Source organism: Haloarcula laminariae (genome assembly GCF_025457605.1).
GTDB classification, from domain to species: Archaea; Halobacteriota; Halobacteria; order Halobacteriales; family Haloarculaceae; genus Haloarcula; species Haloarcula laminariae.
Genome location: NZ_JAMZFY010000002.1, coordinates 880,681 through 891,036, shown reverse-complemented (window position 1 = coordinate 891,036; position 10,356 = coordinate 880,681). Strand labels below are relative to the sequence as shown.

Sequence of the window (10,356 nt, the reverse complement as noted above, 5' to 3'; positions counted from 1 at the left end):
ATATCCTAAATTGTGACCTCTGAGATGATATCGCTGTTCGCAGAGCTGTTACAAGTGCCTACAAATGCTACTGCCATAGTAGATAAATCAGTAGAGAACCCGTCGGTGACGCTCACGGCTTTGGGTATCTGCCTTGGAGCAGTATACTATAGACTCAGCAATCTTGAATCGAAAACAGATAGAGAGCAGTACCTCAATGACCGACTATCTGGCCGACAATGGTTCGAACGACCGTTGAAGATGGAATGCGATGATATCCGTGTTATTGAATCCTCTGGGATATTTTATGCGTTCAAAAAGTATGGTCTCGGTCGGTTTGAGGGGGAATCTTCTGTTTCAGTCATAGCAAACTTCACTTTTGATGAAGGACTGAGAGACACTAATCTGTTTGAACCAGTTGCAGAGCTAGGATATAACATAGAAATAGGGGATGTGGAAGTTCTCAACCAAGAAGACGTTCAAATAATGTTAGTCATCGATACTGCAGACAAAGATGAACTGATGAAGTCCATTGCATATATGATGAAGACTATGGATTACGCGTTAGAGAACATTGATGGGTTCTCATTGGGAAAACAGTATAGACCACAAGAACTAGATTGAGAGACTTCTGAATCTCGCACCAATCTTAGCCAACTAAGAAGAACACTGCAGCTCCCAACACGATTAGAACTGCTGCTATGAAAGCCCAGTCTGGCAAGTAACCTTGTTGCATATTGATATTGTATGGTTTTATAATATAAATGCCTTCTGTAGAATCAAGAATCCAACGCTAGTTTGTCAATAGATTTATTCAGGCATGTATGACTTTGGGACCTCAAATTCCGTTGCAATCGATGGACCACCACCGATATCGATGATATTCTCTCCTTCTGGTGGTCGGAGTTTCAGTTTAAATGTCGGGGACGGATACGGACCATTGTCTTGGATTGCAGATTTCATATCGACAGTTACTGGACCTTCAAACTGCGGTGCATCCCAGACAGCATATGCATCTTCGTCCTGTCCACTGGAATCGTAAGTCAGCTCGTTATTAGCGTGTGTGATTGCAATACGAGCCCATTCACCGTGGTCTTCTGTTAGCGTGATTTCCGCATCTCCGTTTTCGTAGAGTGCAATTTTCGTGAAGTATGAGTCCTCTGGCTCTATAGTCTTAATCTCATTTTCTGGTTCAGAATCGGTGAGTGAAGATATTTCAGAACAGCCAGATATACTGAGCACTGAACCAGCAGAAATAGCTGTGATATACTGTCTACGTCTCATGGTCATTTACTAGATTGTCATCAATTAGTTCTGTCGGAGAGACCACAAAACCTAGACCGTTGGCGTTCGTTGTTCCTGCATGGTACAGGTCGGAGACAGACTCAGATACAACAGCGATTGGCTGGATGATGAACATAGCTACGTCGAGGGAATAGTTGACAAAATCTTGCGAGATGAGGCTTCAGGAGAGAGATTTGCGTATATCGTCAAATCTGAATTGAGCCCCGATACGCTGTTGGTACCATTGGACAACATCGGAGAAGACGGAGAATACGAGGTCGTCGAGGATAACTAACGATGAAACGAGTAGCTAAGATATCGGATTTCGTTGAGACGAGCGATATCGAGACCATCGGAGAGCCGACTGATAGTGGCTTTATAATCATTTTTTGGCTTCCAGGTGCTGATATCGCTGGTCTGGACAGAGCACACGATGTGGTCATTTATGACGCTAATCGTCGCCCTGATGTCCATGGATATATGAGGAGAGAAGAAGCTGCGGAGCATGCCGTCGAGGTCGCTAAAAACAAGGGTCTGCCTGTCTCTGAGGATATCTACAAACACACGAGAGAGGTGAGTGAGCAAGGGATTGATGGAGTTGATTGGTGATGAGTGACCGAATCAATTCGAACGTCGAGCTGGAATTCGATTCAGATAGTGAGCAGTGGTCTTCGCACTATTCAGGGTTTGGCACTCCCATTTCTTCCAGTGGAACGACAAGAGAAGAGGCGCTTGGGAATTTGGTGGATGCTGTCGCCTCGTATCTGTCCGATTAGCGTTGTCTAAGTTTCCTGTATTGTTGGACTATATCTTGTTGAAGGTAGGGTTCAGAGTCTTCTGAGACGATTCAAATCTCGCATATAGCCAAAAATGACAACAATCCAATAGTTATTTGTCTGTAAAGATTGTATTATGGACTACGATGCAATTAGAAAACTACGACAATCAAGATGGATATCGAGTTGTTCTCACTACGACTGAACGGTCAGACTTGGCAGAAGAGATAGAAAATACTCATAGCAGTATCAGTTGGCAATTAGCTTCGTACTGTGGCCTACGCAGACAAGAAATCGAGCACGTGCGTTTCAGAGACGTTCGGAAGAGAGAGACTGGAGACTGGATTCTGAGAGTCTGGGAAGATGGGGCTAAGAGAGGGAAGTACCGAGAGACACCTATTCCCCATTCTGTCGCTGTTCGGATTAACACAGTCCAGGAGACAGGTGAAGTGAATCCTGACGATACTATAATCCAACAATCGATGCGCACCTGTACGCGGCATCTGAAGCAAGCAGCCGCCGAGCTGCAAGAAGAAAACGGAGATGAAGGGTGGCAGCATGTTCGGCTTCACGACGGTCGGCGTACGTGGGCAAACAGTCTACTTGATAACGATGTTTCTCCGTTGCAGGTGATGGAATGGGGGTCTTGGGACGATTGGATTACCTTTCGAGAGCACTATCTCCAGAAGTTCACTGCTGAGAAACAGAGTCGAGAGATTAGCAAAGTAGACTGGCTGTAGTGGTTTATTGTAGATTTCAAAAATCAATTCCGTGGGCAGACGATTTCAGTCTTCTCGGCGGTGTGTGATTTTTAGACCTCCATCGTCTGTTACGCTGATGTCGTAGTGATGGTCGGCCTCGTCATCATCAGTATATGCGCAAACCCATATACTGGACTCAGACATCCGTTCAATCCGAAAATTCGTATTGGGGACATATTGGTCGATATCTATATCTGGCGGATGCTCCGTAATGTTGTCAGTATCCATGGCTGATTATGAATTGGCGATTTCGGTTTTCCGAGCTTGTATATGCTTCATTTCGGCCTCGTTATTTCGGTAGTATTCGAGAGCTGCATCAACCTGCTCTTCGTTCAAATCCCAATCGTCAAATAACGTCTTTTCTGCTTCCTCAGGCTCTAATTCTGAATCTACATAATATACGTCAAGGACGCTGATACGCATACCATATATCATGGGTTCACTGCCGTTTAGGTCCAAATGGCGGTTCTGGTCCATGTTTCATATATGAAGTCAGAGATACAAATGTCTGAGGTAGGGTTCGGGGTGGTCTAGGACCGCCTGTTGAGAGGAGCGAGGTAGTGGCTCACACCTTGATGACATCACAATCTCTCTATTCTAATTCAGATATGTGAGAGACGCTAATTCAGATGTCTGAATAAAACATATGCTCACTAAGAGCTAGAAATTGTTTTGTTTGTAAATTCAAATCGGGAGTTTTAAAACTATTACAAACCGAACTAGTAGTGATGTCAATACTAACTGATGAGCAGTACCCTGATGAAGATGGGCTAAAGTTCCGCCGAGACGATGTTGCCGTAGAATACGGGAAACCAGTCGGACGGACAATTAAACTATCAGAATATGGAGATGGTCGCTATTGGGTGACAGTCGAATACGGTAATAAAGTTGGTGAGGTCTTCGAAATCGAAGATAAAGTATACGAGCACTATACGTTAGAGGGAGCGATAAAACGGATTATGGACTATCACCAAGATAGCGATATTCCAGTTGAAGTAGGTCGAAAAGAGTAGTCACGAATCGCCATTAGCCAGCTCCTCGAACTCCTGGTCAGAAAGGGAACGATAGTCATCTCTGTAGTTAGCCAACATCGATTCCCATTCGTCAATTCGAGCTAAGCAGTATTCCTCAGCCGTCATTCCGCTCTTTCGAGCGAGGTCTTCCACTTCGCTTCTTTCCATCATGCGCGTTTCAAATACGTGAGAGAGTCAATCTCAAACTCGGAGCCACAGCAGTCGCACTGGACCTTGTTGCCGTGTGCGTCCTTCAGATTAAGTTTCCCAGGTGAGCAATCTGGGCACTCTCGTGTATTAGCGCACACACCATCAGACACCAGGACGGTCATAGGTGAAATTTCGAAGATAGGTAACTAGAAAGTTCCGTTCTCAGTTCTCATCTTCTTCAAGGTACGGTACAATCGGGTGTCCCAGTTTGTCCAGAGCATAGGTAATCTGGTCAAGTTGGTGCTTGAAGTAGTCTCGTAACTTTCTGATGTCTTTTTTTAGCACCTTCTGGTTCTCCAGCAATTCTTCTTGTTCATCTCTAAGTTGGTTTCTCTCTGCCCGAATCTCCGCTAATTCACGCTCTAAATCATCGAGACGCCGTTGTACGGACTTGTCATCATCACTCACTTGGATGGCGTACGCGTGCTGTGTTCCTCGGTCTGTGAGCTCGTACACGAACGCGTCATTGGCCTCGCCACCGACTCTCTCTTCAGAAATTTCAACGAAACCGATGCCTTCCATTTCATTGAGGTCTGCCCGAAGCGTATCCTTGCTAACTTCAAACTCTCCTGTCTCATCTATCTCAGCAAGCTTCTGACGCCCGAAAGCGAACAAATTAATCAATAGCGAATCTTGGCGTTTACTCAACCGTTGATATGCATTATTTTTCTGTTGCATATCTTATATAAGATATTCAATGGTTATATGGTTAATCCGTGGAACAGGCTGCTGCCGACAATACGCATCAGCGTATAGGTTTCACTGCTGTAATCTCGCTAGCTATAACTGATGGTAATTTCTAGGAGAAAAAGAAGAGAGGAGAATTCAGTCTCAAGACCAGCCATCCAATCGAGACTGCTGCTTATCGACCACTACATCACACGCCTTGGATACACTGTAATCCAGCTCAAGAACGTCGGAGCCGTCGAGTGAAATGGAACTGTGTTCCGTCGAGACAACCGTCTTGATACCGTCTTCAGTGTCGGTCACAGTGATACTGTGGCCTTCGAACTCTCGTTCGTAGTAGACCTGGGTTTCTTCAGAGGTGAAGTCAGATAAGTCAGCACCCATTCTCACCACCCTTGCGCCATCTGATTTTCTCGAATGCGTAATTACATATTAGGCAATAATCCACGATTTCAGGCGTGTACCGTAGGATATCACATTTACCACAGTACGCACATTGGTCGTAGTCAGTCATGGCTGAGAATCACCTGTGTACCGACCCCATTCAGTCGATAACATATCCTTGCCACACGAACGGACTATACGCACCGCTACCACTACCCTTAGAGTCGATAAAATCCAATCGAATCAGCGACGGAGTGATAGGATACACGATATATTATAATACCGTAATGTCTGACAAATCAACCATTACGATTTCGACAGAATCGAGAGAAAAATTACGCGATATACTGGAAGACAGAGACTGTACGGCTAAAACTGCGATTGAGCAGTTGATACAGAGAGAGCATCGTCACATAAGTTCGAGAGACTTGAAAGAAGAAATACTTCTTCATTTGCTTGAAAAATCGGATTTGGGTTTAGTAAAATCACCACAGAAAGACGATTACGACGTTGGAACCATAACGGAGCAAATCACAGGTGAGTCATCAAGATGAGTTCTTTAGATACTGGCCCCGAACTCAAATGAACTGATTCACACGTATACAATACACACGAGCGTTGCATAATGGGCATCGAGCAGGAGCTGGCCGACACCAAAGACCGCGATGACCAGGGAGCCGACAATCGTGTTTCAACGCTATTTGAGCGTCTTTTCGAGTTACAACAGGTAAACCTCCAACGCTGGTCAAGAGCCATCAGGAGCGGTATTTACAGAGGAGAGAGAAGGGTTTCAGCAGGAGATACGTCGTTGATTTTAATTTGACTACTCTGGACGACTGACTACGATAATGCCGAAACCTCCGAGAGTCTGATTGGCGGCACACTCATACAGGTACACACCTGCAGTCTCGAAGGTATGAGAGAACTCGCCTCCCTCATCGTGGTCCCCAGACACGAACCTGTCTGTGCTGGACGTTGTAATCACCGCTCTCATCATCGCCCACAGTGAAGTCAACCGTCTGACCCACATCAAGCCACACAGCAGGCGGGTAGAAGAACGAGTACGTCTCACCCTCACCAGTTCGACCCTGCTCGACAGTCACAGTCCCATCACCACGTCGGTCATCGAACCCATCGAAATGAGGGAGGCCCGTCATGAGGTCCTCCTGATTGTCCGTCAGGATGCTGAACGGATACGAGTCATAGGACGCCTGCTCGTCTCCAGTCCCCTCAGTTGGAGTATCCGTCGTCTGTCCTTCAGGAGTGTCACTCTCACCAGACGGAGTATCACCAGATGGCGTATCTCCAGACGGCGTATCACTCTCTTCAGGCGGAGTAGGACTAGGCCCAGTATCGTCCGTACCACCACAGCCAGCAATTGCGGTCACTGCCCCAACACCCAGCGTGCCGACGAAAGTACGTCGTCGCATGGTTATGACTAGCACCTAATTATTAAAGGCTATCATCTTATCAGTATTTCAAATCCAAGCTTTCTAGGTTCCTCACTAGCGATTTATATGTATGTTTCTAGAGACTTGGTTTGCTACGCAACATTGGGTCATCAGATGGTTGGTTCAAGCTGTTATACTGCTTGGTCCTATCGCGCTGATTTTTAGCTCTAAGACAGCTCTGAAGCTTGTTGGGTACTTTTTCTCAGCAGTATTTCTACTGGTCTACGGAGTCCTGGTGATACAGTTCGTGGTGCTCGGATTGATTTTCTTCTGGCTTGTTGGGTGAGCTTAGAGCTGGCGCTCAGAAGTTATCAAGAAGGGTGAAAAGACCGCACTGCAGAACACCCATCTCCCACTAGTTACTAACATCTGTAAGGTTATAAGTTCTTTGTAGTTCGGTTATAACACAATTATAGCGATATTATAGATTTCCTCAACAAATCGAGGAAGAATATAAAGGGTATTAGCTACCAATCTTATGTCACAGATGGAACAACCATCTCCCACCACCAGAGACGGTGGTACGAACGGTGTAGTATCGCAATTTAGGAACGAAGAGCGGTGGCTGAATTACAGCAACGTAGACGACAAAGCGCCTCGTCATTTTGAAGGCTACCGAATGGACGGTACAGACCCTGAAAACTGGTATACTCTCGAAAGAGCTCAGGAAGCAACAGAAGAAGTCGATGAATTGGAGGGTGTCGGATTAGGTCTTTCACCAAACGACGCTATCATGGGTATAGACCTTGATGACTGTCGAAACAAGAAAACTGGAGAGGTATCCGACTGGGCACAGGAATTTATTGATGAGATAGACACCTATTGGGAAATCAGTCCAAGCGGTACAGGGCTTCATGGGGTTGTTATTGCTGATATGGATATCCCTCAGGACACAGTTGACACGGTGGATGAGGAGCATTTCGAAATGTACCAAGATGGTCAATACTTTACCTTCACTGCCGATGAAATCGAAGAGTCATCTGGTGAGATAAGACAACAGGGAATCGCAGTCAGAGGTCTATACAACAAGTGGTACGATGGAGGTTCGAGTTCGTCAGATTCGAGTGAAATAGATGAGCACGACGGTGAATATGATGATATCGATATCGCTGTATCTGACGTTGTAGAAGGATATCCAGTAGGAGAAAAATTATCTCATCCAATCCATGGGAGCTCTACTGGGAAGAACTTCCAGATAAACGATAGAGATGAAGAAGCAGGAATTAGAGCTGATGAAACGTGGCGTTGCTGGAATCACGGGTGTACAGGCAACGCGATGCACATGATTGGGATGCAAGAGGAAATTATAAGCTGTGGTGACTGGGTTGGAGATAACGAAATTTCTGATGATGAGTGGGAAGAAATATTCAAAGCTGCTCGGGGGCGAGGATACGAGGTTTTCATCACAAGCATCCCTGATAGTGTTGAAACGAATATCGAAGAAGCATACGACCAGTACGGTCACTGGGAGTTTACCGAAGACGACGAGCGCATCTGGAAGAATGTAACAACATTCACGCTTGATGCTCGCGCGTTCGTGATAGATGGACACGGGGATGAACACGTGGACCTACGGGTATATCCTTCATCAGATGCTGAAGAATCGTATGATGTAGTAGTCCCGTGGACTGTGTTCAACGAGAAGCGGAAGTTCAAGAAACACGTTGTCACGGGGAGGACAACGACGTTCACAGGGTCATCTCATGACCTCAGTGATATACGTCTTATCGTCGGTCATCAAGCTGCAGATAAACTCCAGAAGACTACTAAGCTCGGTCTCCACGACGACGAGATAATTACGCAAGATGGTGTGTTAGGGGCTGACGAGCAGAGTCACAGATATGTGAAGAAGAACATCGCTATGGAGTCGAAGTTCCAGCTCGAACAGGTCGAAGAATACGATGAAGAAGAGGTCGCTCAAATCCTCGAATTACTGCCTGAGGTGCGAGATGCGGAGCGTTTCTATCCTGTCATCGGCTGGTGGTACGCATCAATGCTGACGCCATATATTCGCAACTGGGATAATGAGATACCGTTCCTTGGAGTATTCGGGGAAACTGGGAGTGGTAAAACCAGTACGCTAGAGACTCTGTCGAGGATGATAGGAATGAGTCCAGAGCCGTTCTCAACAACATCATCATCGAAATTTAGTCACGAGCAGCACTTTGCAGCGACGACTAACATCCCTCTGTGGATTGACGAATACAAGCCATCTAAGATGAAGAATTGGAAGGTAGATATGCTCCACGAATTTATCAGAACAGCCACGAAAGGCGGCGTAGCAAATTCAGGTAATCCAGACAAATCTGAAGATAGTTTCATTTTCAAATCACCTGTTGTCGTGAGCGGTGAACAAGTGATTCACGGGGGTGCTGAAAACCGTCGTATGATACCCATCAAGCTACGTAAGGCATCAACAGAAGGAGAGACTGAGGAGAAATGGATGGAGTTGGTTGGCGGAACCATCGAAGACAACGGTGAAATCACGCATTACGATGGTCACGAGCTCTCAGAGCACGCCCCTGCATACTGGAATTATATCCTTGGGTTGGACAAAGAGATGGTCCGAAGTGTGTGGAGAGATTCGAAAGAGTACGCCTATGAGATTGCGTCTGAATCAGGTGTAGAAGACCTTGAGAATCTCGAAATCGTTGCTCTTGCGATGGTCAAATTTGGCCTCGCTATCTACCAGCACTTCGCAGATTCAGTCGGAGCTGAGCCAGATATCGAAAATGAAGATATAGACCGAAGTCTGCATTATATCGCTGGAAACAGTGGCTTGGAGAACAGAGAGAGTCATCTTGATGAATTCGTTTCATTCATCTCGTCTGCAGCACGTGTGAACGACGCTGAAGCGAAAACTCACTACGCTATCGTGAACGCAGGCAAGCCAGATGAACAGCTCTGTATCAAGCTCGACCAGGTGCATCACGCTGTCCGTAAGTACATCCGTGAGCACGATATCAGTGCAGACGTATTCGACAACCACAGAGACTACAGAGACCGACTCAAGGAAGCTGAGAAGGACTCTGATAGCTATGTCGAGGACACTTCCAAGGTTCACAACGACCTCAACCGTTGCGTAGCAATATCAACCGAAAAAGCAGCAGAGCAGGTAGATGGATTCGACTACAAAGCTTTTGAACGATAGATTCTACCTTCTGACTGATTCACTTTCTCGCAGTACTATTTTAGAATTGAACGCTCGTTCCTGAGTGACATCTATCTGATTCAACTCCCAGGTGTAGTAAGTGTAGTAGTACTACACCAGATTTACACCCCTATAATCGAAAGACGGGGGTAGAAGTACTACACTTACTACACTTAATTTAGGGGGGTGTATATTATGGACATCTCTCTAAATTTGTCTTCATGCACCTACACACCCCCAGATTTGGTGTAGCATGTGTAGTATTCCTAGCGCCTTCTGGTGGTTACAGGGGTGTTATTTTGGTGTGATTTTGACGTAACACAGGTGTAATTCAGGCTGACTTCTTGTTGAACCGTACCACAGTTAGGATTCTGGATATATTCTAGATATGCATGAGACGAATTAAATCAGACTCAGAAGAACCGTATAGAGAAGTATGGATGCAGGGAACATTAGTCGCGGCCTATCACAAAGACGAGCTGTGGCTACATAGCCCATCAGATTTCAACGGAGAAGCGAAATTAGCCGATTTCATCTTCCCCAGTGAGAAAATCGACAAGATGCACGAATTAGCAGACCATAGATATTGACTCATAGAATCATTTCTTGCGTACTACAGATTCAGACATCCGTATCTAATAGCTTCGTGCTGACAAAGCA

13 protein-coding genes are annotated in these 10,356 nt (G+C 45.8%); 8 read left to right on the top strand and 5 right to left on the bottom strand.

Annotation, left to right across the window (positions count from 1 at the left end):
• Nucleotides 1-24: 24 nt before the first annotated feature.
• Nucleotides 25-603 carry a hypothetical protein gene (locus NJQ98_RS16265; protein WP_262180580.1) on the top strand — a complete coding sequence of 193 codons (579 nt, stop codon included), beginning with the start codon at nt 25-27 and terminating at the stop codon, nt 601-603.
• Between the two features lie 186 nt (nt 604-789).
• Here the strand turns inward: NJQ98_RS16265 and NJQ98_RS16260 are convergent, their stop codons facing one another.
• Nucleotides 790-1,263, bottom strand: coding sequence for a hypothetical protein (locus tag NJQ98_RS16260; RefSeq protein WP_262180578.1), 474 nt, complete (start codon nt 1,261-1,263; stop codon nt 790-792).
• Between the two features lie 79 nt (nt 1,264-1,342).
• Between NJQ98_RS16260 and NJQ98_RS16255 the strand changes: the two genes are divergently transcribed.
• The 3 genes from NJQ98_RS16255 to NJQ98_RS19095 all read left to right on the top strand — a co-directional run bounded on the left by NJQ98_RS16255 (nt 1,343) and on the right by NJQ98_RS19095 (nt 2,779).
• On the top strand, nt 1,343-1,558 hold the full coding sequence (locus NJQ98_RS16255; RefSeq protein WP_262180577.1) for a hypothetical protein: 216 nt from the start codon (nt 1,343-1,345) through the stop codon (nt 1,556-1,558).
• 2 nt (nt 1,559-1,560) lie between these two features.
• The gene (locus tag NJQ98_RS16250) at nt 1,561-1,872 is read left to right on the top strand and encodes a hypothetical protein (protein WP_262180575.1); all 312 of its coding nucleotides are present in this window, start codon (nt 1,561-1,563) and stop codon (nt 1,870-1,872) included.
• A gap of 313 nt (nt 1,873-2,185) precedes the next feature.
• Complete coding sequence (locus NJQ98_RS19095; RefSeq protein WP_348533581.1) at nt 2,186-2,779, top strand: site-specific integrase; 594 nt, start codon at nt 2,186-2,188, stop codon at nt 2,777-2,779.
• Between the two features lie 255 nt (nt 2,780-3,034).
• Here the strand turns inward: NJQ98_RS19095 and NJQ98_RS16245 are convergent, their stop codons facing one another.
• A complete protein-coding gene (locus NJQ98_RS16245; RefSeq protein ID WP_262180574.1) occupies nt 3,035-3,277 on the bottom strand; it encodes a DUF433 domain-containing protein in 243 nt (80 codons plus the stop codon).
• A 251-nt stretch (nt 3,278-3,528) separates the two neighbouring features.
• Between NJQ98_RS16245 and NJQ98_RS16240 the strand changes: the two genes are divergently transcribed.
• Nucleotides 3,529-3,813, top strand: coding sequence for a hypothetical protein (locus NJQ98_RS16240; protein ID WP_262180572.1), 285 nt, complete (start codon nt 3,529-3,531; stop codon nt 3,811-3,813).
• Nucleotides 3,814-4,185: 372 nt separating this feature from the next.
• Here NJQ98_RS16240 and NJQ98_RS16235 read toward each other — a convergent pair whose 3' ends face one another.
• Both NJQ98_RS16235 and NJQ98_RS16230 read right to left on the bottom strand, forming a co-directional pair.
• On the bottom strand, nt 4,186-4,701 hold the full coding sequence (locus NJQ98_RS16235; protein WP_262180570.1) for a hypothetical protein: 516 nt from the start codon (nt 4,699-4,701) through the stop codon (nt 4,186-4,188).
• A gap of 153 nt (nt 4,702-4,854) precedes the next feature.
• Nucleotides 4,855-5,094: a hypothetical protein gene (locus NJQ98_RS16230; RefSeq protein WP_262180569.1), complete on the bottom strand. Its 240-nt coding sequence runs from the start codon at nt 5,092-5,094 to the stop codon at nt 4,855-4,857.
• Nucleotides 5,095-5,381: 287 nt separating this feature from the next.
• Between NJQ98_RS16230 and NJQ98_RS16225 the strand changes: the two genes are divergently transcribed.
• Both NJQ98_RS16225 and NJQ98_RS16220 read left to right on the top strand, forming a co-directional pair.
• Nucleotides 5,382-5,648, top strand: a complete 267-nt coding sequence (locus NJQ98_RS16225) for a hypothetical protein (RefSeq protein WP_262180567.1) — start codon at nt 5,382-5,384, stop codon at nt 5,646-5,648.
• Nucleotides 5,649-5,719: 71 nt separating this feature from the next.
• On the top strand, nt 5,720-5,917 hold the full coding sequence (locus NJQ98_RS16220) for a hypothetical protein (protein WP_262180566.1): 198 nt from the start codon (nt 5,720-5,722) through the stop codon (nt 5,915-5,917).
• Between the two features lie 112 nt (nt 5,918-6,029).
• Here the strand turns inward: NJQ98_RS16220 and NJQ98_RS16215 are convergent, their stop codons facing one another.
• Nucleotides 6,030-6,539: a hypothetical protein gene (locus NJQ98_RS16215; protein ID WP_262180564.1), complete on the bottom strand. Its 510-nt coding sequence runs from the start codon at nt 6,537-6,539 to the stop codon at nt 6,030-6,032.
• 625 nt (nt 6,540-7,164) lie between these two features.
• Here NJQ98_RS16215 and NJQ98_RS16210 point away from each other — a divergent pair.
• Complete coding sequence (locus tag NJQ98_RS16210) at nt 7,165-9,696, top strand: hypothetical protein (protein WP_262180563.1); 2,532 nt, start codon at nt 7,165-7,167, stop codon at nt 9,694-9,696.
• The last annotated feature ends 660 nt before the right edge of the window (nt 9,697-10,356 follow it).

Coding starts and splice junctions, on each gene's coding strand:
- NJQ98_RS16235 (WP_262180570.1), bottom strand. CDS start 4,701: ATGCAACAGAAAAATAATGCATATCAACGGTTGAGTAAACGCCAAGAT.
- NJQ98_RS16240 (WP_262180572.1), top strand. CDS start 3,529: ATGTCAATACTAACTGATGAGCAGTACCCTGATGAAGATGGGCTAAAG.
- NJQ98_RS16245 (WP_262180574.1), bottom strand. CDS start 3,277: ATGGACCAGAACCGCCATTTGGACCTAAACGGCAGTGAACCCATGATA.
- NJQ98_RS16260 (WP_262180578.1), bottom strand. CDS start 1,263: ATGAGACGTAGACAGTATATCACAGCTATTTCTGCTGGTTCAGTGCTC.
- NJQ98_RS16225 (WP_262180567.1), top strand. CDS start 5,382: ATGTCTGACAAATCAACCATTACGATTTCGACAGAATCGAGAGAAAAA.
- NJQ98_RS16230 (WP_262180569.1), bottom strand. CDS start 5,094: ATGGGTGCTGACTTATCTGACTTCACCTCTGAAGAAACCCAGGTCTAC.
- NJQ98_RS16210 (WP_262180563.1), top strand. CDS start 7,165: ATGGACGGTACAGACCCTGAAAACTGGTATACTCTCGAAAGAGCTCAG.
- NJQ98_RS16265 (WP_262180580.1), top strand. CDS start 25: ATGATATCGCTGTTCGCAGAGCTGTTACAAGTGCCTACAAATGCTACT.
- NJQ98_RS16220 (WP_262180566.1), top strand. CDS start 5,720: ATGGGCATCGAGCAGGAGCTGGCCGACACCAAAGACCGCGATGACCAG.
- NJQ98_RS16255 (WP_262180577.1), top strand. CDS start 1,343: ATGGTACAGGTCGGAGACAGACTCAGATACAACAGCGATTGGCTGGAT.
- NJQ98_RS16250 (WP_262180575.1), top strand. CDS start 1,561: ATGAAACGAGTAGCTAAGATATCGGATTTCGTTGAGACGAGCGATATC.
- NJQ98_RS19095 (WP_348533581.1), top strand. CDS start 2,186: ATGCAATTAGAAAACTACGACAATCAAGATGGATATCGAGTTGTTCTC.